The following is a 26,059-nucleotide window of genomic DNA, read 5'->3' as shown; positions in this document are numbered from 1 at the left end:
TTGCTGGGCTGGCACATCAAGATCGATCGCGCTATTTCCGAGCGTTGGAGGACAGCGCGCGTCCGGAGAGATAAAAACTCAGGTTTCCCCAATAGCTTTCCCAATCTATGTCGGCAGAGTCGTTGGACGGAATCATGTGGACCACGCTAAACATCCACCCTCCCGGGTACGGCAACTGAACCTTGACCCGACCAAGGTCAGACGTTTGAGTTCTGATGATCAACAACTGCCCGTTTTGTTTATGCCAGGCCTTCACCAAGGCACCGGCGAGTGGCCGCCTATCAAAAGTAACGCTGAGCTCCAGCGCATCGCCGGGACGCATGGTTAATGGGTTTCTAGACGGTACAAGCTCCAAACGCTGACCTGTGTTGATAGCGAAAGTACGGTCTTTGCTATCCGGCGCACCTGCGAGGATCAGCGTTTTTACGTTGCGAAAATAACGCTCTCGCCCGGGTAGCGCATCAGTGCCGTTTTTCTCTCGCTGTACCTTCACAAAATCCAATCCTTCTTCACGCAAGTAAGCATGGAAGGTGTCCGCGCTCAGCGTAACCTTGAGCGGTTCAGTGTCGTAGGCGATCAGGTGGGTGCCACGCTTATCGAGGCTAAACAACACCTCCTCCTCAGGCCCACCCGGAGACAAAAAGGGTTTCAAGTCTGTTTGGGTAGCGGCTGTGAAATGCAGCATTCGAGCCGATTTAGATATCGATAGGCCTGCTGGTTCTCCTTCAAACTGCTCACCCACCTCCAGCCTCAAAGGCACCGACTCACCGACTGGTTGTGGAGAGCGCACGGGCACAAACCAAAACTCATGCGCCTGTACTGAAGGTGATAGGCCCATCCAGAGAAAACACGCACTCTGCGCAATACCCCGACCCATAACTGCCAATGATTTCATAAGCTCTTTCGGATAAATTTGCCGTACGAACACGTCGGGAGATTTAAGCAGAGGCCCGACGCGTGTGTCAATTTTTCGCGCTCGCCATGGGCCGACTTGATGAAGCGAGCCGACACCAAGCTAGGCCGTGCACTTCGCACTTCCTGTAGAGACGACGGTATCGAAGTTTTAGCGCCTGCTCATACAAATTTGAGTACCATGCCTTGGCTCATGTCTTATCAACGCCAACAAGGGAATTCCCATGAACAGTAAACGCTTTCAATTTACGGCAACCACTGCGACCAACACTTCGCTGAAGCGCATCTCCGTCTTCATACTGGGGTGGATTGCTGCGAGCGCCTATGCACACACTGGCGAAGGGGCAGCCAATGGGTTCCTGGCTGGCGTTCTTCATCCCATCACGGGGTTCGACCACTTGCTCGCCATGGTTGCAGTCGGCATTTGGGGCGCCACACTCGGAAAACCTTTGGTTTGGGCTTTACCAGTCGCTTTTCCGATGCTGATGGTTGTGGGAGGCATTCTGGGAATTGCGGGAGTGCCTTTGCCATTTATCGAATCTGGGATTGCTGCCTCGGTGGTGGTTCTTGGACTTGCCATCGCAGCGGCATGGCGCGCACCAGTTCCTATTGCGCTCGTGATTGTGGCTGTGTTCGGTGTTTTTCATGGCTATGCCCATGGTGCTGAACTTCCGGAAGCCACCTCACCGTCAGCCTACGTGGCCGGGTTCGTCCTTTGCACGGGCGCGCTACACCTTATGGGCGTCGCCATTGGCACGCTGAAGCGACTTCCCAAAGGTGAGCAAGGCCTGCGGGCAAGCGGTGCGCTCATCGCGGCCCTTGGCATCTGGATATTCGTGGGAATGCCAGGTGTCGCCTAAGTTGTTGAAACGTTATTCGACGCTAGCTCTTTGCCTGCTTTTCTGCTCGCCTGTGTGGGCGCACAGCGGTCTTGTGGGCATGAGAGCGGTGTGGGATGGAGCACTGCATGTGTTGGCAACGCCCTTGTCTCTCGCCGCGGTGGTGGGCGCCTGCACCGTGCTGACAGGGGCGCATGAGCGTTTTATTCTTGCTCTGTCCCTTTGCGCAGCAGTGACTGCAGCATCGGCATTTCTGATATCGAGTTACCTGCCGGCCTGCACTGCCCCAGCGATCGTTGCGATATTAGGCTTGGTTGGCGTGGGTGCGTGGCGGCTGTCTTCGGGCCAGTATTTCTTAGTCGCAACATTTGCAGGCTTGGCAGGCGGGCTGGCGGCAGATGTCGATGCACCCTCATCGCTCACCATAGCGGGTGTTTTCTTGGCAGAAATCTCCGTTTTGTTTGGCTTATTGATTGCATACCAAGACCTTGCGGGTGTGCAAAAACTTGCGCCAGTGCTGCCGATTGCAAAACGGGTACTGGGATCTTGGATTGCAGCGATGGGTTTGCTGATGACTGCTTTGGTGCTTTATGCCGGCTGACGGGGCTCTTAGCGCTTCGCGGCAAGCCGAAGCTTTTCATTTTCTTGCCGCATGTTTTCGATGACCTGGTCATACATTTGCAGCTGCTCGCTGAGCGAACGCAGCCGCTCGGCGGCGCTCTGGGCGATGTAGATCACCAACTTGTTGGCGACTTGGGGAAACTGTTCAATCAAACGATTCAACCCGCCCGACGAGAGCCCGGCAGCAATAACTGGGGAAATGGCCGTGCAGGTCGCAGAGCGTGGCGCTCCATCGATCAGGGCGAGTTCGCCGATCAGCTCCCCCGGGCCGATGGCCGCGATGTCCACTTTAGTAGTACCGCCGACACCACCGGTATCCACCGTGACATCTCCCTCGAGCAACAGCAACATATAGCCAGAGTTGCTGACATCTCCCGCAGTAAACAAAGTTGTGCCAGCCGGGAATTTCACCAAACGCATGAGCGAGACGATGCAAGTGGCATCCTGCATCGTGAGTGGAAAGTTAGGGCGCGTTTTGCGCAACAACTCCGCCGCTTTGGCAGCGAACTCAGGGACTTCAGTGATCGACCGGGTCGATGGGGTGATTGAGGGCGCAGCGCTAGGGTTCATGGGTGAACGTCGAGTGAGGGGGAATTGGGCTCTGTTTGCAATTAACGGCTGGACAATTGAATCCACACGCCGACGCCAGAGAACGGGAATGACTGAGCCTCAAACGGCAGTGTCTTGAGGGCTCGCAAGCCCTCCCAGTCACATTGCACGACGGTATCCACCCCCAGTTCGCGTTGCAGCAGGCTCTGGGAAAATTGACCCGGGCTCCAGACAATATCAAGCGTCTTCATCGCCAGATTCACCACACGGACGTTGCCATGCCAATCCAACAAAACAGAGGGCTGGCTGGCAGATCGGCAAATGTGGGACAGGGTCTCCAACGAGGCCTCTGCCGTGAGCGCGACGTCAAACATGGGCGCGATCAGCTGCGCCAGCTCGGCAGCACGTGCAAGGTGCCGCTCGCGCAAAAAGCCTGGCTTTGCATGGTGGAAAGACAGCAAACCGATCACCGCATTGCGGCTCAACAGAGGCACCACCAGCGCGGATCCGATGGAGGCATCCCCCATAGAGGTCCAGCGAGCGTCCAGGCTGGTGTTGGATGCGAGCCCGCCCTGACGGTGCTGCAGAGCCCAGCCGGCAAGCCCTTCGGCGATGACGGTGCGGACCTTGTGGTCGGAGACCTGCGTAAAGGTTTCTTTGGTGGCGAGCACTTTGTGCACCACACGCTCTTGTGACAGGAGCAAGAGTGAGCCGTTGTCCGCGCCAAGGTACTCGACCATAAGGGGCATGGCCTTGGTCGCCATGGTGGCTACTTCGTGGTGCTTGGCCACCAGCTCCAACAAATCGATGAGTTCGGCGTTCATGATCGTATTTTTTCCACAAAAATTTAGCTACTTGCGTTCCATCACTATCAGGCTACCGTTTTCACCCGCCTGCAATCTCCGCAGATGGTAGCCCACCAGGGCGTCGTCCGGATAGCGCTCATACAGCGCCTGAAAGGCTGCCAAAGCGCCCGGCGCAAAGGCGTCCATCAGCTGATAGGCGGCAAGGTACGCTGTGATCCGATCGCTACCGATCTCTTCTGGGGTCAGGGGTTCGAATACGGGGGTGGAAATGTGTTTGCCTTTGAGCACCCAGCTCCCGGCGGGACGCCCCCGAAAGTGTGGGCACTGTTCAGCGGTCGATGCGCTCACCGCGATCCGGGTGCCCAGGTGGTTGTTTAGCGTTTCGAGCCGCGCGGCGGTGTTGATGGCATCACCCAGCGCCCGGTAGTCCAGCATGACTTGCCCGCCAAAGTTACCGACCAGCACATCACCGGTGTTCACCCCGATACGGGTTTTACCGAACGGTATGCCGCGGGCCTGTTGCTGAGTGCTGAAATGGTGAGCAAACTGGTCCATCGCTAAGGCGCATGCCAGGGCTCTTGCGGCATGGTCGGGCTGGGCGACCGGCGCCGAAAACATGACCGCCACGGCGTCACCCACAATGCGGTCCAAAGTGCCTTCGTGGGAGAAAGCAATCGCGATCATGCCATCCAGGTATTCATTGAGCAGTGCCGACAACAGGGACGGTTCGTATTTTTCCATCATCGCAGTGAAACCCGCAAGATCGGTCATAACGAAAGAGCATTCGCGGTACTCGCCCCCCAAGGCTAAGGTCTCAGGGTGCTCTTGCAAGTATTTGACACGGTTGGGCGACACATAACGGGAGAACGCGTTTTTGATCCAACGCTGCTCGTGCTCAGTGAGCAGATAGCGGGGCACTGCGAGTGACAAAAAGATGGCCAGCAAGCCCACGCAGGGAAACAGGGGGTCAAACAGCAATTGCTGCGACCGGAAAAGATAGACCGACAGCAACAGTAACCCCGTAGTTCCCGCCCCCAAGAAAGCCACCGCCCACACTGGCCGAAGTCGGCCGAGCATCACAGCCAACAGCAAACCCGACAAACCCCACACGGCGGTAACCAATGCGTTCTCCCAGGAGGGGCGTAGCAGGTATTCACCGGTCAGCAACTGCTCCATGAGCTGCAAATGGCCCTCCAGCCCCGGCACCGCTTCGCCCAAAGGCGTGCGCACCATGTCACCCAGCCCCGCCGACGTAGCGCCGATGAGGACGATACGCCCCTTGATACGTTGGGGATCGACCTGCCCCGTCAGCACGTCGATGGCGGATACGTAGCGCTCGGTGTTTTGCGGGCGCGCATGGAGCCAAACCCGGCTATCTGGCGCGGTGGGCAGAAACGCCGTGCTCCCCAAGCCCACACCGGAAATACCCGCGTCGCGCAACCAGCCTGCCTCGGTGGCGGGCCTGACCTGCAGAGACAGCGCCTCTTCGCCCATGTAAACCCGCAACGCATCAAGTGCAAGGCTGGGGTACACGCGTCCGCCCAAAAGGTGAACCAGTGGCACTGAGCGCAATATCCCGTCGTAGTCCGGAACGACCGTTACCACACCTGCCCCGGCAGCATTGGCCGACAGCGGAGGCAGAAAACCTGTGCCACCCGCCCAGTCCTTGAGCCAATCGCGGGCATCCCCACCTTGGCTGACAAACCGGGCCGGGCGCTCCGGCAGTGGGCCTGATGCACTTTGATTGTGCGCAAGCACACCCGTGACCACACGGCTGCGAGCCATGCTCTCCGCCAGGATCTGGTCGTGCGATGGGAACTTGGCCAACATCGCATCCAGCGCAGCGTTGTCGGGCCAGAACTGTCTGACTTGCTCAGGGGAGGTACGGTCCGGCTCGGCCAGAATAAGGTCCATCACCACCACCCGGGCGCCCCATGCGGTCAACTGGTCCACGACTTGTGCCATGACGGTGCGTGGCCAAGGCCACTGGCCAACCGCCGCTAAGCTGGGGTCGTCAATGGCGACCACACGCACCGGAATGTCATCCACATACGGGGCCGGATGCAGCTTTTGCAGCTGATCAAACGCCAGATCGCGAATGCGCATGCGAAACAGCGGATCCTCGAACTGCACGATCAGCAAAGCGCAGAGCACTCCCAACGGGAGTAACAAACGCAGTGAGTGGGTCAGCAGCTTGCGCATGGCCTCAGCCTTACGGAACTCCGCCTTGCAGCTCGAGGCGGAACGCATCGCTGTAGGGCCCGATGACACCAGCGCGGGTCACACTCGCAACACGCCAGAAATAGGACCCTGGTGGCAGCGCAAGCAGCACGGCGCCCACATCACCCGCTATGTTCGGGACTAGGGCCACCACCTGCGCAAAACGTTCGTCTTCAGCGGCCTGGAACCGGTAGCTGTGGGCCTCAGTAGCCGCGTCCCAGCGGAAGGAAATTTTAGAACCCGTGCTGCGTTGACCGTCGCCCGGGAAGGTGAGCTTGGGAGGCTCGGGCTTGGTGCGAAGCGCGAAGGCCTTGACGGCATTCAACCCCTCCAGCCCGGACGCGTGCACACCCCGGATGCGAAGTACATAGTCGCCATCGGGCAGGTCATCCCATTGCACACGGGTGGTTTGCAACAGCGCATCTTCAATGATGGCCTCTGCACCCTGCACTTGCGCGAGCAATTGCAGGCGGTATTGCTGCGCCCCCGCCAGCGATTGCCAAGCAAACTGGATCGGCAGTTTGCCAATGACCTCGTCCCGCGCCTCCAGCTGCGGCGCAGGCAACAAGGCTTGGGGTGTGCCCAGTGGCTTGCCGGGTTCGGCAATCAGTCCAAACCCTCGGCCGATCAGGGCCTGCTGCCCCTTCGCGGTTCCGGCGATCAAGCCCTCGTCCACCTCCGTACGTGTCTCGCCGCTGCGGCTATCCACTTGGATGCGGAAGCCGGTGCCACGCACCGCTAGGTTGATAGCAGGCGTGCCGATTTCATAGCGCGCGGCCGGCCCCCTTTGCGGAGTCACCTGGGAGTCGGTGCCGCCCTCCAGCACTTGCACCTTGGTATCCGCCATGCCGGTCTTACCGTAATTGACGAGGCTGGTCAGATCGATGGTGCTTTTTTCAGTCACCAGCATGCGGGAGTCGTCGGCGAAGCGAATCGTCAGGGTGCTGCGGGCGCTTGTTTGCAGGCGGTCCCCCATTTTGAGAATGTCGCCAGACGACAGCTTGCCTATGGGCTGCCCAGACTTGTCCAGGCGCTGGACACCCCCATGCACCAACACCGCCTCTGCCACCGGGTTGCCTTGTTTCAGCTCGCCAACGGGAATGTTGAGTTGCTTGCCCGGCGTCAGCAGCTTCGGCTCGGTAACGCCGTTGCGCAGCTGCAATTGCTTCCACTCATCCGGCTTTTTTTGATAGGTCTTGGCAATATCCACCAGCCGGTCACCCGGCTTGACCTTATAGCCCCAGACTGCACCGGGGGGCTGCGCTTGGGCCAACGCAACGCCTGCCAAACACAGGCCCATCACCAAAGCAAGCGAACGTTTCATAAACATCGGGGCGCTCATTGGAAGACCACGTCCGCGAATTTGCCATTCGGGCTCACAAGACGCACCGTCAGTGGCAAGCTATTGGCAGGTACAGCACTGGCACTCAAACTGGCCGTGGCACGGTCAAGGCGGAGCCATGCGGGGAGCGGGCCACCGCCCACTCGGGCCTGAAGGGTGGTCGTGCCTCCGTTGGACTGCAATGTTTGCAGAAATTGCCGTGGCAGGTTGACCCGAAAGCCTTCGCCAGGCGCAACCGCCACCGTCATGACCAGAGGCTTTCCGAGGCCGCTGAGAGTGGCCAACAAGACCGCACCACTGCTGCTGGCACCCACTTGGAGAGACTGTGCAGCGCCCTTCAAAAACGCCTCTAGTGACGGCCGGGGGGCGACTGCCGGGGGTGACGCGGTAACGGGCCTTGCGCCACCCGAGAAGCCGCTGCTGCGCAGACGGCTGGTGGGCGCTGTTGCGCCGCCTGCCACAGGCCCGGGCGCCACATTACCCCCCGTAGCACCGGCTGCGGCCACGGTAGCCGGAGCGCCCCCCATCGTGAGTACAGGCGAGCCGGTACTGCTGGTCTGCAATATCGCCAAGCCCCCTTCTTCGACAGATCTGAAAAGCCAGTCCGGTGGATCGAAAGCCAACAGCAGCGGCGGCGCAGCTGTGATACCGGTCGTGGGGGGCGGAGCCACAAGACCTGATTGCATGGCAGCCAGTGTTTGGTTCACGGCAGTAGTGGGGTTCGCGGAGGCGTAGATAAACCTATTGCCTGGCACGACCGATGGCGGTGGCAGGCTGCCGGGGTCTTGGCCGTAGATCGCGACATTGCCACTATTGAGGCCGCCCACGGAGTCGTTCAGCGGGCTGTTGGTGTAGACCAGCCACCGGCCACCGGCGGTGTTAAAGACTCCTGCGCCTGCATTGTTGGAAAGGCTGGCCCCCGCCAAAACGATGGCGCCACCGTTGCTGGAAATGCTGCTACCGGCGCCCAGGCTGATGCCCCCGCCAGCCAAAAGATTGACATCCAATGCGCCAGAGCTGGAACTGATGCTCACCCCGTTTGCCAACGCAATACCGCCAATGGCCTGGAGCGTGAGCGCAGCATCGCCACCACCGGTCTTGGCGACATTGGCATTGACTGTGATGTTGCCGGCGCCGGTCCCGGTGGGCGCGGTTTGCAGCACTACACTGACGCCCAGATTCAGTTGGGTTTCGATGTCGGTGTTGAGTACGTTAGGAGTCCCCGGGCCGGAAGCAAAAATTGCAAAGGGACCAGGCGGGATGAACATGGCATCGGTAGGGAGGGCACCAATGGTCAGGTCTTCCGGGTCGAGCAACCATGTCCCTCCGTTTCCGTTCGGCGCGGCCGCATCCAGGCGCATGCCTTGCACGTCAAGCCAATGCCCGGACGTCTCAATGCGCCCCCCGTTGCCTGACAAGGCGCCACCCCGGGCGCGCAGTGTTCCGTACACACGGGTACTGCCCCCTGGCTTGAAAACATCCGACCACGCCACAATTGTCCCGCCATCACCCGTGCTCGTGGCGGACGCATCCAGCGTGGCACCCCGCGCAATGTAGACAGCGCTGGCTTGGCGGATATCGGGGTCCTTGCCTTGCCAACCGCCACCCACGGCAATAGTCCCACCGCCGGCATGGCCCGTGGCATCCAGCAGTGCCCCGTCATTGACGGCCACCTTGTCGCCACTCACCGTGATGCTGCCGCCTGTGGTGCCCGCTGCCGTTCCAGCGGCCTGCAAGGTGCCGCCCACGCTGACCACGCCAGACTCCCCGCCGTCCAGGTAGATACGCCCATTGCGGTTGCCCACCGTATGGGCCTGCACGATGCCGGTGTTGTCAATGACCGTGGACAGCAATGCATCCCGCGCCGATGCGGACATCCAGACCGCGCCACCATCGGCCTGCACGACGCCACCGTTGCGCACCAGCGCGTTCAGCGCAGACTCGCTCACCGCCACCTTTAGCAGGCCATCACCGGCAAAGTCCAAAGTAACAGCACTACCAGCAACCAGCGCGACGCTGCCCTTGGGGGCGGAGATGTTGCCCTCGTTTTCTACCGTCTGGCCCACCAGGGCCACGTAGCCGCCCTCTCGGGCGTGGATGGCACCCAAGTTACGGATACTGGAGGACGCGCTGCCCTGCAAGCTGTAGCGGCCCGCGAGGAAATCCGAGTCGGCCATGTCCAGCGTCGAAGCAACCAAGCCGCCCACGTTGACCGAAGCCCCTTGCCCGAACAAGATGCCGTTCGGGTTGACCAAAAAGACCTGCCCATTGGCAGACAGCTTGCCCAGAATCTGCGAAGGGTCTGAGCCCAGCACCCGGTTCAGGGCTACCGAGTTGCTGCTGGGCTGCACAAACCGCACCGTTTCGCTGGCCCCGATGCTGAAGCTTTGCCAATTGATGGTGGCAGCATTGCTGGTTTGGTTCACCACCAATACGCCAGTGCCACCGCTGGTGATGGCCGCAGCTCCGTTGGTGACGACCCCATCCACCGGCAAAGCGAAGGCTGCAGAACCCAGGCTTGCGAGCACGGCCATGACGATGACGCGGCGTTTGAATATCGAAGTGGTGAGACGAGACATGATGCGGCGCGACGGTCAGAAAAACTTGGCCGCCTGGAGCCAGACTCTCCAAGTGGCATCGGGTGCAGAGGTAGCCACTTCGTCTCCTACTTTCACGGCGCAATAGGCAGTGGCCATCCATTGGTTGGGGCTCGTAAAGTTCAGACCAAAGCCTGCGCCGCTCAAAGTTCTACGTTTTGTGCTGGCGCCAGAGTCCCAGGGGGACTTGTTGGCGGTCACGGTACCCGTATCGATAAAAGCGACGGCCTGGGCCGATCCGGCAAGGTACTGCGACAAAGCCGGCCATGGGACTCTTCCCTCCATGGTCAGGACAAAGCCCTCATCCCCGCTCGCTTCACCCGCCGGATACGCGCGAACGCCGCCCGTGCCACCCAAGCTGAATTTCTCAGAGGCGTCTAAATTCTTGGAGGCCGATTGCCCATTCAGACTGAGGTACAGGCTGCGCTTTTGAGCGAGCTCTTGTTGCCAGCTCACTCCGTACACCAGTTTTTCAAAGGCGCCGTTGCTTTGCGAGGTGATGGCGTCGTTGTTGCGGGTGGTGGCGTCCTGCAGAGAAACATTCCCCATGGCCCACGCTGCGTTGTATTGCAATGCACGCTGGCCCATAGCGTCCTGGTGGTTGCCTTTCAATCCCAGGGTGTGAATCTGGGTCGTTTTGGACGCCTGGCTGGGCGAACCCGCACCCGTGCGGTCGTTGAAATCCTTGTGGTCCAGCGACCATTGAACGCTCAGGTTTTGCTGGCGTGAGCGCAGCAAGGGGTAGCTCGCAAAAGCTGAACCGGTGTTTGCTGTCCCGCTGGACTCCAAACGGGCAAACGCACCGCCCAGCTGGTAATAAAGGCTGCTGGTAGCCACTCCCAAGGTGAAAGGCCCCACCAGTGATTGGTAAGCCACACGGCCATAAGACAGCCCCTCGCCCGAGGTCAGCAGCCGGGCCGATGCCATATCGCCCCACCCCATGGGTTCGTTGACATACAGGCTGGCCCCAACCCTGTAGGTGCCCGTGTAATGGTTGCCTTGGTTGTCCAACTCCAGACTACCGCCCACCTTAGGGCCCGTGGCAAGTTGCACCACCACATCAGCAGTGCCGGGCGTCGCACCTGGGCGCAAGGTTGAGCGCGCCAGCACACCCGGCAAATCGCTGAGCAGCAAAATCCGACGCTCTAGGTTTGCCTGTGTCACCGGGCTCGCATCCTGCAAGCCGGCCAGCAGGCGGGACGCGGTGCGATCCGACACGCTGGAGGCATTGCTTAACTCGACTTGCCCCAGGCGCCCCTCTAGCACCTGCAGCTGCACCACGCCGTTGGTGATCTCTTGGGCGGGCACCAAGGCCTGCGCAAGAAAATAGCCCCGCTCGCGGTAGTAGCTGCTGACCTTAGCCGCCATCTGACGCAATTCGCTGAGCGTGTAGTAGCGCCCTGCAGTGAAGCCACTGGCCTGGGTCAGCTCCTGCGTGGTGAACGTCTGATTGCCGGCCCATGTGAGCGCGTCGACCCGTACCTTGGGCCCATTGGGCTCTACCGAGGGCTGCGCCTGTTTTGCATCAGCGCCCCAATCCGGCTGCTGGGTGGGCAAACTGGGCGATGCAGGAATTTGCTGCAGCTGGGTACCCGCATTGGGGGTTTGCTGAGCCCGCGGTGCCGTAGTGGCGGCAAGCATGAAGGAGCCCAACAACAGAGACGGAAAAAAGGTGATGTGTGGCACGGCTGAAGCAGGGTTCGGTCGTATTCCTGGCGGGCGCCAGCCTCAGCAGAGGCGCTCGCAGGGGTGATGGAGGGGTAGTGTACGAGAGCAAACCCATAGACGGGACGGGGAAAACATGCGTGCGGGAGGCCCTGCAGGTGAAGTCCTACCGGGCCTTCATAAGTGATCGACTTCGCGATGGATTGAGGACTCGGTGAGGCCGGTTGAGGAAATTGGCCAGTGACTGCCTTCTGGAAGACAATTCCGCCCACTTGTTGCGCCCCGGGAAACACAGCCGGCAAGCTGAAATTAGCGCGGAGCCAACATCAGCCTCAACGGGGTGGTAAAGCACTCCATAGTTCACTCATTTCCCCCGCTTCTCGATTTGCCTAGCTTTGATCATGGATAAATTTTTGCTGCAACAACAGGTGCTTGAGCGGCTTGCCGAAGACCTGCTGCAAGCCGAACAAGCCGTGCGCGCGGCCCATGAAACGGCGACGCACGAAGAAAACATTGCCGAAAACAAATACGACACACTGGGTCTCGAAGCCGCCTACCTGGCCACAGGCCAGGCTCGGCGTGCCGAAGGCATACGCCAAGTGATGGCTAGTTGGCGCCAATTCCGCCCGCGCCCCTACGACGCCAGCACAGGCATACAGCTCGGTGCGCTGGTCTGCTTGGTCGATGCAGACGACAAGGAGCAACTGCTTTTTCTCGGTCCGGATGGTGGCAGCATGAAATTGGACAGCGGCATCCAAGTCATCAGCAGGCAAGCCCCTTTAGGACGGGCGATGCTGGGTAAATGTGAGGGTGATGAGTTGTGGGTACAGGTCGCTTCAATCCGACAACAGTTTGATGTGCTGCGGGCCTATTAACCCGCAAGCAAGCCCACGCCCAATGGGCTGAGCATGGCTAGTCTCATCGAGACTTCTGGTCTGCTCTTTCAGCGCGTTTTTTTACCCCTGCACGTTTGACGGTTGCCTTGGCCGCATTCGCGCGGATCGCGCATTCCAGCGACAGGCGCGCCCACGGGAGCATGGCATCTTGAGAGTCCATCGCCTCATCAGGCGCGGTGTAGTAGCCCATCGAAGCCGTTTTGGACTTTCCCACATACATAAACCGCTCACACCCAGCCGCTTCAAAGCGGCTACGACAGAACTCATCCGCCTTGAGCCATAGTTTGTCGCCGCCGCCAAGGTCAGCAATGATGGCGAAAGTAAGCCCCTCAACCGATATGCCCCAACCGCCGAACATCCGCTTGGCTACGCAACGCCCTTGCGTGGAGAGCAGATCGCAGCAATAGTCTGCAAACTGGCGATTTTTTGCGGGGTTCACGATGGCGGGCATTGGCACATCTTAAATGGGGCAGTCGCCCCCGGCCGAAACTCGGACGACGCTCATCGCGGCATAGGTGGCCTCGACAAGCCCGCCTCATTGGTAACCGAGCGGAGGACCGCTTAGGGTCGAAAAAATATCATCAAATCCGACTCCAGCGCCCATCGAATATGCGCGACCAGCTATCTTTTCAATAGCAACCCCACCATCACTACACCGACTGCCGCCACAAACCACATCAGCGCCACGCTGCTGGTCCCGGTCATGGCGCCGCCAGCTACCACCGGGCCGACGACAGCGCTGAGGGAATAGGCCATGGAAAGGCTGCTGACGTTCCAGGCCATGTCGGGCGTGGGGGTCTTGGTGGCGGCAATGAGCGCCAGGGTGAGGAAGGCGGTGATCAACCCGCCCAGCACAAACAGGGTGGCAAACGCCACCGGTACGCCGGGCATGCACGCCAGCAATGCCGCAGCCATGGCGGTGCCCAGTGCAGCCGATGCGCCAGCGGCACGCAGGCCCCAGTGGTCGGCCATCCAGCCCACGGGGTATTGCAGCAGCAAGCCGCCCAAGCCAAAAGCAGTAAGCAAATGGGCGATGCCGTCAGCCTCAAACCCGCGGTCACCCGCGAACACGGCAAACAAACCTGCGAGCGCGGACTCCAGCATTCCGCCGCACAGCGCAATCAGCAGCCCTTGCTTGAAGATGCGGTGCGGCCACGCCGCGCGGGCGGACTGGGGCCAGCTGTTGACGTGGTGCGCCGCTTCCACCGGCGGGGTGCGGGCAAATGCCAGCGGCACCAGCGCCGACACGGTAAAGCCCACCCCCACCCACAAGATAGTGTGGCCCTGCACACCCACCCAGGCAGCAATGGCCGGGGCGACCACAGGGGCAGCGGCAATCAGCGTTTCATGAAAACCTACCAAGCGCCCGCGCGCATGGGCGGGGGCAATGTTGTAGAGCCAAGGCTCCAGCCCGACCCAGCGCAGGCCCATGCCCAAACCGGCCAGCAGGCCGCAAGCCAAGTACGCATACCAAGGCAATGACGCTATCGGCACCCATGCAATACCCAGCAGCGCCACCACCGAACCGCCCAGCCCGACCACCACTACGGTGCGAGCACCCCAATGGCGGCACAGCCAAGGCGCCAACCCGAGGCCTGGCATTTGCCCCATCCACAACGAAGCCGCAAAAAAACCCAGCTGCACGGCGCTCAGGCCTTGAAGCGCCAGCCACACCGGCACCATGACAAAGATGATGCCGAACTGCCCGATCTGGGCCAGGGTAGAGACGGTGTTGAGGGCGGTGATGGTGCGCCAGTCGTAGGCGGTGTGGGCGGGGGTGGTGCGGGACATGGAACGAAACGAGAGACGTGGTGGGAGTCTAGCCCGCTGACACACTGAGCTGGCGTTTCCTCACTGCAGCGGTTGAGAATTTTGTTCGCCCATCGCACAAAGAGATGTTTTAGCGTTTACGCTTATCGACATGACTACCCTGCAGACCTCAATTGCTACGTTTTTCACCTTCAAAGCGTATGTGATGTTGCCCATCCTGATGCTGGTCATTGCGCTTGTAGCGCGAGTACCTGCACGGCAGGCGATTCTCAGTACCATCACCCTCGCCGCGGGTTTTGCGGGAGTGTTTATCGCCTTTAACTTTTTTGTGGCCAACATCAGCCCTGCGGTACAACAACTGTCCCAAGCGCGCGGGCTTGACTTTCAAGTGCTGGACGTAGGCTGGTTACCTTTAGCGGCGATCACATGGGCGTCTCCATTGGCGGCTATTTCTATCCCCGTCGTGCTGGCGCTCAATATCGCCATGCTGGGCTTGGGCTGGACACGTGCGATCTACATCGACATCTGGAATTACTGGCACTTTGCACTGATGGGCGCCTTGGCTATGACCGTGAGCAATCAGTGGTGGGTAGGGCTTGGAGCAACGCTGGTGCTTGCGGTGTACTGCTTCAAAATGACCGAATGGAACGCCCCTGAGGTTGAGCGTGAAACCGGGCTGAAAGGTATTGCGGTGTCGCCCGTTTCGGTGAATGGCTTGCTGCCCTATTTTGCTTGTGCAGATGCCGTGATGAATAAGGTGCCCGGGCTCAAGCGCTGGACTTACAACCCGCAGAAAGAACACGAGGCTGCCCGAGACGGGCAGGGTAGTGTTTTCCTTGCGTTTGCGGGTGAGCCGATGATGATCGGGCTACTGATGGGGCTTGCATTGGCACTAGCCGCTGGCTACGACGTGAAAAACACCCTGGAACTGGCAGTGCACATTGCTGCTGTGATGTTCATATTGCCCAAAAGCGCAGGGCTAATTGGTGAGGCCATGATTCCGATCACGACCGCGCTACGGGAGCAGGTGGAGGAGCGTTTTCCATCGCGTGGCCAGCTTGTCGTGGCCATGGATACGGGGTTTCTCATGCACCACAAATCAGTCGTTATCACCGGGCTGCTACTCATGGCATTGGCGATCGTGATTGCCCTGGTGTTACCGGGCAATCAGGTGCTGCCGCTAGGAGACCTGTCCAACCTCATCTCGGTAATGTCTATGTCCGTGCTGGTGTTCAGGGGCAATGTGATTCGCGCCGTATTGGCAGGCATCCCGGTTGTGGTGAGCTTTTTGCTGATTTCATCCAAGATGGCGCCGCTCTACACAGAGCTGGCCAAAGGCACACCATCTTTTGATTCCACGGGCCTAGGCCAAATTACTTCGTTCACTGATGGTGGGCACCAAATCCGCTTCTTGATGCTTGAGGCGCTCAACGGCGCATGGTGGACATTCCCAGCCACCATAGCCTTGTGTGCCGCGGTCTGGTTTACCTACCGGCGCTATCAAAAGCTGGTAGCAGCCTGAAGCAGGCTTATACCAACCCGCAAAACTTCTTGAATGGCCCGAGCACCGCGTCGCCGCGGAAGGGCTTGACGATCCAGCCGGTCACGCCAATGGCGCGGCCGCGCTGGCGCATCGGGGCATTGTCTTCCGTGGTCAGCATGATGATGTGCACCGACTTGTTGCCTTGCTCCGTGCGGATTTTTTCAGCCATAGCCAGCCCGTCCATATTGGGCATATTCACATCGCTGATGACCAACTTGATATCGGGATCTGCCTCTAGCTGTAAGAGCCCATCGCGTCCGTCAGTGGCCAGTGTGACCTCGAACCCGTGTTGCTGTAAGTAGCTGGAGACGATCTCCCGCATCGTGCTGGAGTCGTCCACTACCAAAACATTCGCCATCTCTGCCTACTTCCTATCCGCACTGCCAGTAGCGCGTTGCGCCGTTTAAAACAAATCTAGTTCACCCGCTTCACTCGAATTGGAGGCCGCGTATTCCGCAAACTGCTCCGGTGACCAATGGAGGTTGAATATAAACCGCTGCACGATCACCAGTGGCTGACCGCCCCGGCGGGTGCTCTCGCAGAGCGAGTAACGCACACAGAGCTGAGGATCGGGTGAGCCGAAAGAGATGTATTTGTGGGCGTGATTGATCACGATCGGCACTTGGGCCAACTGGGTCGAAACACTGATGGGCGCAATGTAGCGGTTCTTAAACGCCCCCCAGATCAGGTTGGTGGTCTCGCCCAACATGTTGTTGAGGTCCCGGAAGTTGAGCTCACCGCCCACGCCGTCATAACTGAAGCCTTTGAGCATGCCCTGCCGCAGGGCGCTCTCTTCGGTTTGCAGCATCATGTAACCGCGGCACCATGAACTCTCCAGCGGGATGATGGTCGAGACCTCGCCATGGATGATGCGGTCGTGCACCACATACGGGGGCTCGGCCGTCACCGTCGCGTTAGGAAACATGGACCGCATGGAAGACAAGGTCAGATCCACAATCCCCTCCACCAGCGCCGTGGGATAGCGCAGGCTGAAGATGGAGCGCTCGACGCCAAGGCGCAATTGCTCGATCTCCCCCGTAGCCCAGGGGTACCGGATGAACTCCCGGTACAGCGCGTTCAAGTCGCCGGTGGTAGTCCTGCGTAAAAAAATAGGGAGCTCGGGGCGCAAGCGGTGGATCGACTCGGCAAGATGCAGCGCATCATGGGTACCACAGGGCAAGTCCTCTGCCAGCAGAACACCAGCCAAGTCTTTGTTTTGTTCGAGGCAGTCCAAGGCGTCATGGGAGGTGCGCAGCAAAGGGAGCAAGCCTACAGAATCGCAGAAATCAGAGAGCAACTTGCACTGCTGGGCATCGTGCTCTAGCAACAGTACTTTGGCTTCCAAGTGTGTAGTTTCAGTCATCAATGGGCCTCTGGCATAGGCTAAATCGGCACTTCATCCTACACCGTCAATTGGTCGATTTAAGGGCAAAAAAGACTCATCCCGCAATAGAAGCGTTTCTGTCGCAAAGAACACCCTTGGAGCCAACAGGGCCGATCACGTTACAAAAAGTTACACGAAACGCCATCGCGAAGCCCGTTATCAAGGGCTTGTAACGGCGCTTTTAGTCTGAAAAGACTAGTGCACGCCAAACCGGAGAGACCTAGCATGTTCGGGCTATCTAGAGGTAGCGCTTTCATTTCAACCAAGGGGAGTTTTATGGTCAGTTTCAAAAAATCCGCACTTGTCGCCGGCATGGCGCTCATGTCGTTCGCACAGCAAGCCTCTGCCAACGCCACAATAACATTCGGTGACGTCAGCATTGGAGTGCAGCGCTTGGGAGCCCTAGGAGGCAACGGAGTCGGCATTTCGTTTGCCGGCGTAGGCGACGCCATCATTCCGGGTTGCCTGTGCGAAGGTTGGGGCGCTTCTTACGGCTCCGTCTTCGGATACTCCGGCAATGCTAACGGCGGCAACGTCAATGTAAGCGCGTTGAGTTTCGCATCTACCGCCTCAACTGCGGTGTCATCAGTGCTTGTGGGGTCGAGCCTGAGCGTGACTCAAGCCTATGCGCCTTCTGCCAGCGCCGGTTTGTTCAAAAATACCGTCACACTCACCAACACTGGTGTATCCGCGGTGTCGGACGTTCGCTACTCGCGCTCGATGGATTGGGATATTCCCCCGACCACTTTCAGCGAGTATGTGACCATCAACCGTGGCACGTCGAGCAACCTGCTCTTTTCCAACGACAACGGTTTTGGCACACCCAACCCATTGATCAATCCGAGCGATAGAGTTTCCGGCACGAGCAACGTCAGTTTTGTAGATTCTGGCCCCAATGACCACGGCGCATTTTTTACTTTCGGATTTGGCTCGTTGGCAGCCGGAGAGTCGAAGACCTTCAACATTTTTTACGGTGCAACTGCGTCAGAAGCGTCCGCCTTGAGCGCTCTGGGCACCGTGGGTGCAGAGGTGTTTTCCTTGGGTCAATCAGGTTTGGGCGGTCAAACCACAGGAACCCCGGCTACCTACATTTTCGGATTCTCCGGCGTGGGTGGAGCACCTGTGATCCCAGCCGTACCAGAACCGGAAACCTACGCCATGCTGTTGGCTGGACTCGGTTTGTTGGGCGCAGCAGCGCGTCGTAAGAAAAACAAAGCTTAAGCGCTTCTCCCGAAGGGAGCTAGGCTCCCTTTGCGCATCTCTCCCGCAGGCCGGCATACGCTGGCCTGTGCGGCATTGCCCAGACAGCGCCCTCGGCTGATGCTCGCGCCGACTCTTCCCGAAAACATAGCGATAGCGGGGGTTTTCTTGCGGGCTTGCGACGACTCAAGGGCTATGGCTACCATCGGCGCTCACTATTGCAACGACCCAAGCCATGCCACGCCCGCATCTGATATTTCACTCACACCTACCCACCATCACACGGGCCACACGCGCCACCGCTTGGCTGGGTTGGGTCCTGGCTGCCGGCTTAGCGGCAGTGGGACCCGCAAGCGCTGACGAGTTCGACTGGAGTATCGGTACCTATGTGGGCAAGTACCACGACGCGGAGCCGGCAGGCGCTCTGGCAGGCCGCGCAAATTACGCCGAGCACTACATGCTCGCAGTTACTGGCAGTAAGACCATCTGGCGGCACAGCGAGTGGCCCATCGCCATTGAGTTGGACGCCATGGCGGGCCAGCAAAGCGGCTTGGCCAACCTGACGGAAGTTGCCTTCGCGCCCACTTTGCGCTGGAGTGGCTTTCCTTGGCGGGATGTTTTGCGCACCGACATTCGACTAGCACCCCTGGGCGTGTCGTACACCAGCCGGGTCGGCCCCATGGAGACAGGGCCGGACGGGCGCGGCAGCCGCACCCTGAACTACTTGTTTGTAGAGGCGGCCTTCTCCAGCCCCAAAGCAACCGCGCATGAGTTTTTTGTGCGCTTGCACCACCGCTGTGCAATTTATGACCTGCTGAACAATTACGGGGCCAACGGCGAGGACTTTTTAAGCTTTGGCTACCGTCGTAAGTTCTAAGGGCGGCCTGGCGCTTGGATGAACTGCACCACATCGTTAAGCACCGGCGCCATCCACCGCAACGGCAGTGACAAAGCCGCCACCAGCGTGATGTGGTTCACCCGGGTGTGCATTTTCACGAGCACCGGAACCTGCGCTGCGTTCAGCCGCTCCGCCAGACCTGCGGTATTACGCTGAGGATTGACCAAGTCGTCCTCCAAGGCCGCCAGTAGCAAAGCGCGGGGCGCGCCGGGCTGCACATGGTCGAGTGGCTGCGAGTGAGCGGGGTAATGCGGGTGGTGAAACACTGGCATGGCATCCACATTGGTCAGGGGCAAAAAGTCATAGGGGCCTGCCAAGCCTACCCAGCCCGCCAGTTGCTGGGGTGAGCGCCCGTGGGCAGCTAGCCAACGGGGGTCGAGCGCCATCATCGCGGCGTTGTAGGCGCCCGCGCTGTGCCCCATCACATACACCTTGTCAGGGTTGCCGCCCCAGTCGGCGGCATGGTCCAGCCCATACGACAAGGCGGCCGCGCTGTCTTTTAAGAAATCGGGATAGCGCACCTCGGGATACAGCCGGTAGTCGGCTACGAGGGCCAGTATTCCGCGCGATGCCAGCGCTTCGCCCACAAACCGGTACTGCGCCCGCTCGCCGCGGTTCCATGAGCCACCGTAATAGAACACCACCACCGGCCAGCCCTTGGGCGGTTGTGCAGCGCGTGGCACATACACATCCAGTCGCTGGCGGTGCAATGGGCCGTAGGTCACCCCCTCGTGCAAGGTGTGGGTGCGTGAGGGGGTTAAAAAATTCAACACATCCACAGGCGAAAAGCCTGCAGCCAAGGCGGCGGGGTTCGCCAGGGTGGTCAGAAATGCAAAGAAGAGGCTAATCCGGTGGTTCATCCACCGGATACGCACGCCGGTGGCTTTTGGATTCAGCCCCGGATTCGGCTTCCACTCGAAGGCATCAGCGCACCAACAGCACCGGCACTTTGCAATGCGCCAGCACCTGGGTCGCGACGGAGCCCATGACCAAACTGGCAACGGCGCCATTGCCGTGCGACCCCATGATGACGAGGTCATATTTGCCCTCGGTGGCGATCTTGGAAATCACCTCGCCCGGCGAGCCTGCCCTCCACATACTCTTGGCGCTGATGTTGTGGCGCTGCAAGAACTTGTCGATCGGGGCAATAACTTTCTCAGCCTCGTCGGCATAGTATTTTTCGACGATGGCCTTGCCCACCGCAGCCCGCGCTCTGGGAGGTACCGCAACCGGCACGGTAAGCGCGGTGTACTCATTGGACGGGGTGAACAAGGTGTCGTGATTCACCAGATACGCCAACATTTTCTTGCTGTAAGCACTTCCGTCAATCGCCAGGAGAATCTTCATTTCAGCCGCCTTTCAAGGTGTACAAAAACCTGAGGCTATCGACTTCAGCGCCTTTCGTACACCAGTGGCCCTGTAGCTTGTGGCACATTGCGCTAGATCAAATTTGCTAATGAAAGTCCCGGCTGGTCGTCGCCAGCTCGCCCAGCAGGTGCGTCATGTCGACCACCCGCTTGGCAATGACGTGGCGGACCTGTCCGCCAGTGGCCTCGTCGCGCTGCCACACGCCGTAGACCGCCATGAGCCGCGCTTGGTACACCACGTCGCGAAACTGCTCTTTCACGGCCTTCCAGACGATCACATTCACACTGCCGGTTTCGTCCTCCAGCGTGACAAACACTACGCCTTTGGCGGTGCCGGGTTGCTGGCGGGCGGTGACGATGCCGCAGGCGCGCACCAGGCGGCCGCTGGGGTAATCGCGCATCTGAGCAGCAGTGAGTAGCTTCTGTTTTGATAGCTGCTCGCGCAATAGCAGCAGGGGGTGGGAGCGCAAAGTGAGGCCGGTAGCGGCGTAGTCAAAGGTCACTTCCTCGCCCTCCTCGGCCGGCGGCAGCTCCAACACCTCTTCCTCAATCGGCACGCCTTGCAGCAGTGCGAGCGCGGGGCGCAGGGCCGACGCATCCCACACCTGCTGGCGGCGGTGACCGCTGAGGCTGATGAGGGCATCGGCGCTGGCCAAGGCTTTGAGGTCGCCTGCATCAAGCGCGCAGCGCAGGGCCAAATCTTGGGTGCTGGTGAACAGCCCGTTTTTGCGCTCGACGCAGATGCGCTCGGCCACCGCCTGCTGCAAGCCGCTCACCATGCGCAAGCCCAGCCGGATGGCAGGTTGGGTTTGCATCACCCATCCGTACGGGTTGGGATGGCGGTCTGCAGGGTGTGGTGCGTGCGGTGGCTCCAGAGTGCAGTCCCAAGCGCTGTGCTGCACATCGACCGCGCGCACCTCCACACCGTGGCGCTGTGCGTCTTGCACCAGTTGCGCCGGGCCGTAAAAGCCCAGCGGCTGGCTGTTGAGCATGGCCGCCAGAAAGCAGGCCGGCTCATGCCGCTTGAGCCAGCAGCTCACGTAAACCAGCAGCGCAAAGCTGGCGGCGTGGCTTTCGGGAAAGCCGTATTCGCCAAAGCCCTCGATCTGCTTGAACAGCGTGTCGGCAAACTCCTGGGTGTAGCCGTTGGCCAGCATGCCGCCCACCAGCCGTTCGTAAAACTTGCCCACGCCGCCTTTGCGCTTCCAGGCGGCCATGGAGCGGCGCAACTGGTCCGCCTCCCCCGCACTGAAGTTGGCTGCCGCCATGGCGATCTGCATCACCTGTTCCTGAAAAATCGGCACGCCTAAGGTGCGCTTCAAAGCCTCCTTCAGGGCAGGAGACTCGTACACCACCGCCTGCGGGTTGGCCCGCGCCTTGAGGTAAGGGTGCACCATGCCGCCCTGAATCGGCCCCGGCCGCACGATGGCGACCTCGACCACCAGGTCGTAAAAACACTGCGGCTTCAAGCGCGGCAGCATGCTCATCTGTGCCCGACTCTCGATCTGAAACACGCCCACCGTGTCGGCTTGGCAGATCATGGCGTAGGTGGCAGGGTCTTCGGCAGGCACATCTTGCAGCCGCATAGGCGCGCCGCGCCACTGACCGATGAGGTTGAGGCAGCGGCGTATGGCGCTGAGCATGCCCAGTGCCAGTACATCCACCTTCAAGAGGCCCACGGCGTCTAGGTCGTCCTTGTCCCACTGGATGACCGAGCGGTCGGGCATAGAGGCGTTTTCCACCGGCACCAGCCTTGTGAGCGGGCCTTGGGTGAGCACAAAGCCACCTACGTGCTGGCTCAGGTGGCGGGGGAAGCCTTGCAACTGCGTGGACAGGTCCAGCCAGAGTTGCAGGCGGCGCAAGGGCGGCATTGGTGAGCCGTCCACCAACTTGTCGCAAGTAGACGATGGTGGTGAACCTGCGGCCAAGTCATTGCCGTGTTCGGCAACGCTACCTTTAGGAGCCAGAGCGGCAGGGCGCACAGCTCCGTGTCCCCCGCCCGCGTTGCGGGCTCCTCCTTGACCTACGCTGTGCGCCCTGCCGCCCTGGCTCTGTCCGGCCGCACCATCCGCCTGCAATTTGGCATCAAAACCACCTCTAGCGCTCGTGGAATATGCGCGAGAAGCTACTTTTTCGATAGCAGACTGCAGCCGCTCCGCCAGCACCGTGCGGCTGTACATGCCCGGGTGTTCCTTGGCCATGGCGGTAATCAGCACCTCGGGAATTTCCAGCGCCCGGCCCACATCGCGCAAGGCACTGCGCGGGCGGTAACTGGCCACCACGCCGGTAATGGCGGCGCGCTCGCGGCCGTATTTGGCGTAGATGTACTGAATAACCTCTTCGCGCCGCTGATGCTCAAAGTCCACGTCGATATCGGGCGGCTCGTCGCGCTCGCGGCTGATGAAGCGCTCAAACAGCACGTTCATGCGGCTGGGATCCACCTCGGTCACGCCCAAGCAGTAGCACACCGCCGAGTTCGCTGCCGAGCCCCGCCCTTGGCACAAGATGCCGCGCCCCCGCGCAAAGCGCACCAGGTCGTGCACGGTGAGGAAATACATCTCGTACTTCAGCTCGGTGATGAGGGCCAGCTCATGCTCCACCTGAGTGCGCACGTTGGATGGCATACCTGCCGGGTAGCGCTCCAAAGCCCCCTTTTCGGTGTACTGGCGCAGCGTCTGCGCCGGGGTGTGGCCGGGCAGCACGGCCTCCATGGGGTACTGGTAGCGCAGCGCATCCAGCGAAAAGCTGCAGCGCCCCGCCACCACCAGCGTGTGGGTCAGCTCATCGGTCGTGAACAGGGCAGCCAGCCGGGCGCGGCTGCGCAGGTGGTGCTCGGCATTGGCCTGCAGCGCGAAGCCGCACTGCGCCACCGGCAGGCCGCAGCGCACGGCGGTCAGCACATCGTGCAGCGGCTTGCGCGAGCGGGTGTGCATGCGCACCTGCCCGGTGGCCACCGGCGCCAGCCCGCTCACCGCCGTAATCTGCTGCCAGTGCGCCCGCTCCAGCGCCTGCATGCCGCCCAGCCCCGCGGACACCGCAAGCCAGCAATTCATACCTAATAGCCCTCTAGCCCTCGTAGCTATTGAGCAAGCAGCTTCTGTTTTTATAGCAAGTGGCAGGTGCAGCAGCACCTCGCAATGCCGCAGCGTGTGCCAGGCAGAGGCGTCCGGCTGCCCCAACCAGGCCACCCGGTAGTCGCCCTTGGGCGCCGCCATGCGCGCGCGGGTGATGAACTCACACAGGTTGCCCCAGCCCTGCAGGTTGTGCGGCAACACCACCACGGTGAAGCTGCCCCCCGCCGCCTGCCCACCCTGCGCTGCCGGGTAAGGCACCGCAAACTCCGCCCCCGGCAATAGCTGCAGCCCCAGGCGCTGCGCCTCGCCATGCGCGCGCACCACCCCGGCCACCGAACACTCGTCGGTAATGGCCAGCGCCGCATAGCCGAGCCGGTGCGCCCGCTCCACCAGCTCTTCCAGCTGCGAGGCACCGCGCTGGAAGCTGAAGTTGGAGAGGCAATGCAGCTCGGCGTAGGCCGGTGGCGCGGTGGCTACCGACTGCTGGGGCTTGATGGGCTTGGGGGATTGCATTTAAACTGTATAAAAATACAGTTTACTAGCGAGGCGCCTGCTATGCAAAACACACTTGAAAATCTAGAATACACACAACACCGTGTGTACAAGGAGACTCCCATGACCACTGCCATCAGCCGCGTCTTCATGAACGGCAACAGCCAAGCCGTGCGCATTCCGCAAGAGTTCCGGCTGGACACCAGCCGGGTCGAGATTTACCGCAACACCGATGGCGACTTGGTGCTGCACCCGATTCCGGCAGACCGGGGCGCGACCTTCCTGCAAGCGCTGGAGGCGTTTGACGACGACTTTGCCGACCTTCTAGTGGCCAACCAAGAAGCCCCACTGCCGCTGCAAGACCGGGAGCCGCTGTGAGGTACATGCTGGACACCAACATCCTGATCTACCTGATCAAGAACAAGCCTCCCGCGATCGCAGAGCGCATCAACGCACTCGACCCCACTGATGCGCTGTGCATGTCCTTTGTGACCTATGCGGAACTGCTCAAGGGCGCAGAACGAAGCACCCGCAAACCCGAAGTGCTCAAACGACTGACGGACCTCACTCGCTCCATCCCCGTGCGCTACGGCACCAGCGCCAGCTTGTGCGAACACTACGCCACGCAGTTCACCCAACTACGCGCCGCAGGCACCCCCATAGGTGCCAACGACCTGTGGATTGCTTGCCACGCGCTCGCGGACGATTGCACGCTGGTGACCAACAACCTCGGGGAGTTTGAGCGGGTGCAGGGGCTCAGGTTGGAGAACTGGGTGGGGTGAAACTGGGAAAGACATCTCAAGCACGAGCCTTAACCTAATCCTTGGAAATGTTTAACTTATTCCATTGAACCCGAGACACTTGGCATGATTGCGCGATATTCAATGAGTGAGGCCTTGCATTGAACAAAGGCCTGATCTTCTTCGCATTTGCGGTCGCCCTTGCCATTGGTTGGGGCTTCTATCGCTACAAGTGGGCTAACGCTTCACCCCGTTTCCTTGACCCTTGGGAAGAGCGCAAAAAAAACCAATAGCGTCTAGTGCGCGGAAGCGTCTCTCTTTTTATTGGAGTACTACTTAGTACCAATATCACTGCTATTCACGCCCACCCTTCACAGCTTGTTGTCGGAGTGGGATCAATTGCTGCTCTCGTAACGTGGCTCTATGGTGTCTGGGCACTACTCAGAGGAGCAACTTCAGTCCTCCAGTTTTTAGTCAAATTTAAACGTAGACCAAGTTGCGCCTCCGACTGGTATGGAATTACCATTTTGCTCATCTTTAGTTCGCTCTTGGCAATGGCTTTCACTGTGGCAGTTTGTGTGGGACTTTGGACCGGGCACGTTCCTGCCTTATCAAAGTCAAACTCATTTGTATCTCGTACCGAATTACCGGTTTATTACTGGATTGCGATCATTTTCTGGTGCGTTTCGACCCTTTTTTCTTTCAAGTTGACACGGGCAGTTTTCCGCCTTATGCGGCCGCAAACTGCTGGGGGCGAAAGGCATCGCGATGAGGTTGCACATAAGCCCTGAACTTGCTTTTAGTACTCATTTGCAAAAAGTCCTCTTCATCTGCAGCATGAACCGTTGGCGCAGTCCTACTGCGGAGCAGGTTTTTTCCGAACATCCAGGCATCGAATGCACATCAGCAGGCTTGAATCGTGGGGCTGAAAACCCGCTGACTTCTGAGTTGGTCGATTGGGCTGAACTTATTTTTGTCATGGAGCGCAGCCACAAAGCCAAGCTCTCGGCAGAGTTCAAACCCCACCTAGAGGGAAAGCGAGTGATCTGCCTCGGCATTCCCGACAACTACAAGTTCATGGACCCGACATTGGTGCAATTGCTTGAACGCAAGGTCTTGCCGTTTCTGCCCCGTGGCTAGGGAA

22 protein-coding genes and 1 pseudogene are annotated in these 26,059 nt (G+C 60.0%); 9 read left to right on the top strand and 14 right to left on the bottom strand.

Features of this window, described 5'->3' with window-relative positions:
- Window positions 1–31 precede the first annotated feature (31 nt).
- Complete coding sequence (locus U5L73_RS05665) at window positions 32–895, bottom strand: DUF4198 domain-containing protein (RefSeq protein WP_322561431.1); 864 nt, start codon at window positions 893–895, stop codon at window positions 32–34.
- 241 nt (window positions 896–1,136) lie between these two features.
- Here U5L73_RS05665 and U5L73_RS05660 point away from each other — a divergent pair, with 241 nt between their 5' ends.
- Both U5L73_RS05660 and U5L73_RS05655 read left to right on the top strand, forming a co-directional pair.
- Window positions 1,137–1,772: a HupE/UreJ family protein gene (locus U5L73_RS05660; RefSeq protein ID WP_322561430.1), complete on the top strand. Its 636-nt coding sequence runs from the start codon at window positions 1,137–1,139 to the stop codon at window positions 1,770–1,772.
- Window positions 1,773–1,851: 79 nt separating this feature from the next.
- Complete coding sequence (locus tag U5L73_RS05655) at window positions 1,852–2,352, top strand: hypothetical protein (protein WP_322561429.1); 501 nt, start codon at window positions 1,852–1,854, stop codon at window positions 2,350–2,352.
- 8 nt (window positions 2,353–2,360) lie between these two features.
- Here U5L73_RS05655 and U5L73_RS05650 read toward each other — a convergent pair whose 3' ends face one another.
- Genes U5L73_RS05650 through U5L73_RS05625 form a run of 6 tightly spaced genes read right to left on the bottom strand, consistent with a single transcriptional unit; the run spans window position 2,361 to window position 11,572 of the window.
- Window positions 2,361–2,942: a cyclic nucleotide-binding domain-containing protein gene (locus U5L73_RS05650; RefSeq protein ID WP_322561428.1), complete on the bottom strand. Its 582-nt coding sequence runs from the start codon at window positions 2,940–2,942 to the stop codon at window positions 2,361–2,363.
- 41 nt (window positions 2,943–2,983) lie between these two features.
- Window positions 2,984–3,745: a GAF domain-containing protein gene (locus tag U5L73_RS05645; RefSeq protein WP_322561427.1), complete on the bottom strand. Its 762-nt coding sequence runs from the start codon at window positions 3,743–3,745 to the stop codon at window positions 2,984–2,986.
- Between the two features lie 27 nt (window positions 3,746–3,772).
- A complete protein-coding gene (locus U5L73_RS05640; protein WP_322561426.1) occupies window positions 3,773–5,977 on the bottom strand; it encodes an adenylate/guanylate cyclase domain-containing protein in 2,205 nt (734 codons plus the stop codon).
- Window positions 5,940–7,271, bottom strand: coding sequence for a FecR domain-containing protein (locus U5L73_RS05635; protein WP_322561425.1), 1,332 nt, complete (start codon window positions 7,269–7,271; stop codon window positions 5,940–5,942). Before U5L73_RS05635 ends, U5L73_RS05640 begins: the two co-directional genes overlap by 38 nt.
- 14 nt (window positions 7,272–7,285) lie before the next feature.
- On the bottom strand, window positions 7,286–9,868 hold the full coding sequence (locus U5L73_RS05630; protein ID WP_322561424.1) for a filamentous hemagglutinin N-terminal domain-containing protein: 2,583 nt from the start codon (window positions 9,866–9,868) through the stop codon (window positions 7,286–7,288).
- Between the two features lie 15 nt (window positions 9,869–9,883).
- Window positions 9,884–11,572, bottom strand: coding sequence for a ShlB/FhaC/HecB family hemolysin secretion/activation protein (locus U5L73_RS05625; protein WP_322561423.1), 1,689 nt, complete (start codon window positions 11,570–11,572; stop codon window positions 9,884–9,886).
- 380 nt (window positions 11,573–11,952) lie between these two features.
- Between U5L73_RS05625 and U5L73_RS05620 the strand changes: the two genes are divergently transcribed.
- Complete coding sequence (locus U5L73_RS05620) at window positions 11,953–12,426, top strand: GreA/GreB family elongation factor (protein WP_322561422.1); 474 nt, start codon at window positions 11,953–11,955, stop codon at window positions 12,424–12,426.
- A 43-nt stretch (window positions 12,427–12,469) separates the two neighbouring features.
- Here U5L73_RS05620 and U5L73_RS05615 read toward each other — a convergent pair whose 3' ends face one another.
- Entirely contained in the window at window positions 12,470–12,898 is a 429-nt protein-coding gene (locus tag U5L73_RS05615) for a TfoX/Sxy family protein (protein ID WP_322561421.1), read from the bottom strand.
- Window positions 12,899–13,068: 170 nt separating this feature from the next.
- On the bottom strand, window positions 13,069–14,238 hold the full coding sequence (locus U5L73_RS05610; protein WP_322561420.1) for an MFS transporter: 1,170 nt from the start codon (window positions 14,236–14,238) through the stop codon (window positions 13,069–13,071).
- 130 nt (window positions 14,239–14,368) lie between these two features.
- Between U5L73_RS05610 and U5L73_RS05605 the strand changes: the two genes are divergently transcribed.
- Entirely contained in the window at window positions 14,369–15,739 is a 1,371-nt protein-coding gene (locus U5L73_RS05605; RefSeq protein WP_322561419.1) for a PTS transporter subunit IIC, read from the top strand.
- Between the two features lie 7 nt (window positions 15,740–15,746).
- Here U5L73_RS05605 and U5L73_RS05600 read toward each other — a convergent pair whose 3' ends face one another.
- Together U5L73_RS05600 and U5L73_RS05595 are read right to left on the bottom strand one after the other, a co-directional pair.
- Window positions 15,747–16,118 carry a response regulator gene (locus U5L73_RS05600; RefSeq protein WP_322561418.1) on the bottom strand — a complete coding sequence of 124 codons (372 nt, stop codon included), beginning with the start codon at window positions 16,116–16,118 and terminating at the stop codon, window positions 15,747–15,749.
- 45 nt (window positions 16,119–16,163) lie between these two features.
- Complete coding sequence (locus tag U5L73_RS05595; RefSeq protein WP_322561417.1) at window positions 16,164–17,123, bottom strand: chemotaxis protein CheX; 960 nt, start codon at window positions 17,121–17,123, stop codon at window positions 16,164–16,166.
- A 1,143-nt stretch (window positions 17,124–18,266) separates the two neighbouring features.
- Between U5L73_RS05595 and U5L73_RS17280 the strand changes: the two are divergent.
- Window positions 18,267–18,365, top strand: a pseudogene (locus U5L73_RS17280) (PEP-CTERM sorting domain-containing protein); the annotation flags it as partial.
- Window positions 18,366–18,579: 214 nt separating this feature from the next.
- Window positions 18,580–19,221: a hypothetical protein gene (locus tag U5L73_RS05585; protein ID WP_322561415.1), complete on the top strand. Its 642-nt coding sequence runs from the start codon at window positions 18,580–18,582 to the stop codon at window positions 19,219–19,221.
- Here the strand turns inward: U5L73_RS05585 and U5L73_RS05580 are convergent.
- The 3 genes from U5L73_RS05580 to U5L73_RS05570 form a co-directional block, all read right to left on the bottom strand.
- On the bottom strand, window positions 19,218–20,102 hold the full coding sequence (locus tag U5L73_RS05580) for an alpha/beta hydrolase (protein ID WP_322561414.1): 885 nt from the start codon (window positions 20,100–20,102) through the stop codon (window positions 19,218–19,220). The two genes, U5L73_RS05585 and U5L73_RS05580, sit on opposite strands and share 4 nt — an antisense overlap.
- 64 nt (window positions 20,103–20,166) lie before the next feature.
- Window positions 20,167–20,589, bottom strand: coding sequence for a universal stress protein (locus U5L73_RS05575; protein WP_322561413.1), 423 nt, complete (start codon window positions 20,587–20,589; stop codon window positions 20,167–20,169).
- A gap of 106 nt (window positions 20,590–20,695) precedes the next feature.
- A complete protein-coding gene (locus U5L73_RS05570; RefSeq protein WP_322561412.1) occupies window positions 20,696–24,196 on the bottom strand; it encodes an error-prone DNA polymerase in 3,501 nt (1,166 codons plus the stop codon).
- 102 nt (window positions 24,197–24,298) lie between these two features.
- Between U5L73_RS05570 and U5L73_RS05565 the strand changes: the two genes are divergently transcribed.
- The 3 genes from U5L73_RS05565 (at window position 24,299) to U5L73_RS05555 (ending at window position 26,055) form a co-directional block, all read left to right on the top strand.
- Window positions 24,299–24,553, top strand: a complete 255-nt coding sequence (locus tag U5L73_RS05565) for an antitoxin (RefSeq protein WP_322561411.1) — start codon at window positions 24,299–24,301, stop codon at window positions 24,551–24,553.
- A gap of 5 nt (window positions 24,554–24,558) precedes the next feature.
- Window positions 24,559–24,957 (top strand): type II toxin-antitoxin system VapC family toxin, encoded by a 399-nt coding sequence (locus U5L73_RS05560; protein ID WP_322561410.1) that lies wholly within the window; start codon window positions 24,559–24,561, stop codon window positions 24,955–24,957.
- A 795-nt stretch (window positions 24,958–25,752) separates the two neighbouring features.
- Complete coding sequence (locus U5L73_RS05555) at window positions 25,753–26,055, top strand: low molecular weight protein tyrosine phosphatase family protein (protein WP_416221261.1); 303 nt, start codon at window positions 25,753–25,755, stop codon at window positions 26,053–26,055.
- The last annotated feature ends 4 nt before the right edge of the window (window positions 26,056–26,059 follow it).

Source organism: Rhodoferax sp., assembly GCF_034520025.1.
Lineage (GTDB): Bacteria > Pseudomonadota > Gammaproteobacteria > Burkholderiales > Burkholderiaceae_C > Allorhodoferax.
The sequence above is the reverse complement of the archived record's forward strand: the minus strand, read 5'-3'. Positions and strand labels throughout refer to the sequence as shown.

Coding starts and splice junctions, on each gene's coding strand:
- U5L73_RS05610 (WP_322561420.1), bottom strand. CDS start 14,238: ATGTCCCGCACCACCCCCGCCCACACCGCCTACGACTGGCGCACCATC.
- U5L73_RS05650 (WP_322561428.1), bottom strand. CDS start 2,942: ATGAACCCTAGCGCTGCGCCCTCAATCACCCCATCGACCCGGTCGATC.
- U5L73_RS05665 (WP_322561431.1), bottom strand. CDS start 895: ATGAAATCATTGGCAGTTATGGGTCGGGGTATTGCGCAGAGTGCGTGT.
- U5L73_RS05555 (WP_416221261.1), top strand. CDS start 25,753: ATGAACCGTTGGCGCAGTCCTACTGCGGAGCAGGTTTTTTCCGAACAT.
- U5L73_RS05615 (WP_322561421.1), bottom strand. CDS start 12,898: ATGCCCGCCATCGTGAACCCCGCAAAAAATCGCCAGTTTGCAGACTAT.
- U5L73_RS05645 (WP_322561427.1), bottom strand. CDS start 3,745: ATGAACGCCGAACTCATCGATTTGTTGGAGCTGGTGGCCAAGCACCAC.
- U5L73_RS05565 (WP_322561411.1), top strand. CDS start 24,299: ATGACCACTGCCATCAGCCGCGTCTTCATGAACGGCAACAGCCAAGCC.
- U5L73_RS05605 (WP_322561419.1), top strand. CDS start 14,369: ATGACTACCCTGCAGACCTCAATTGCTACGTTTTTCACCTTCAAAGCG.
- U5L73_RS05620 (WP_322561422.1), top strand. CDS start 11,953: ATGGATAAATTTTTGCTGCAACAACAGGTGCTTGAGCGGCTTGCCGAA.
- U5L73_RS05580 (WP_322561414.1), bottom strand. CDS start 20,102: ATGAACCACCGGATTAGCCTCTTCTTTGCATTTCTGACCACCCTGGCG.
- U5L73_RS05595 (WP_322561417.1), bottom strand. CDS start 17,123: ATGACTGAAACTACACACTTGGAAGCCAAAGTACTGTTGCTAGAGCAC.
- U5L73_RS05600 (WP_322561418.1), bottom strand. CDS start 16,118: ATGGCGAATGTTTTGGTAGTGGACGACTCCAGCACGATGCGGGAGATC.
- U5L73_RS05575 (WP_322561413.1), bottom strand. CDS start 20,589: ATGAAGATTCTCCTGGCGATTGACGGAAGTGCTTACAGCAAGAAAATG.
- U5L73_RS05655 (WP_322561429.1), top strand. CDS start 1,852: ATGAGAGCGGTGTGGGATGGAGCACTGCATGTGTTGGCAACGCCCTTG.
- U5L73_RS05570 (WP_322561412.1), bottom strand. CDS start 24,196: ATGCAATCCCCCAAGCCCATCAAGCCCCAGCAGTCGGTAGCCACCGCG.
- U5L73_RS05660 (WP_322561430.1), top strand. CDS start 1,137: ATGAACAGTAAACGCTTTCAATTTACGGCAACCACTGCGACCAACACT.
- U5L73_RS05585 (WP_322561415.1), top strand. CDS start 18,580: ATGCCACGCCCGCATCTGATATTTCACTCACACCTACCCACCATCACA.
- U5L73_RS05635 (WP_322561425.1), bottom strand. CDS start 7,271: ATGAAACGTTCGCTTGCTTTGGTGATGGGCCTGTGTTTGGCAGGCGTT.
- U5L73_RS05630 (WP_322561424.1), bottom strand. CDS start 9,868: ATGTCTCGTCTCACCACTTCGATATTCAAACGCCGCGTCATCGTCATG.
- U5L73_RS05640 (WP_322561426.1), bottom strand. CDS start 5,977: ATGCGTTCCGCCTCGAGCTGCAAGGCGGAGTTCCGTAAGGCTGAGGCC.
- U5L73_RS05560 (WP_322561410.1), top strand. CDS start 24,559: ATGCTGGACACCAACATCCTGATCTACCTGATCAAGAACAAGCCTCCC.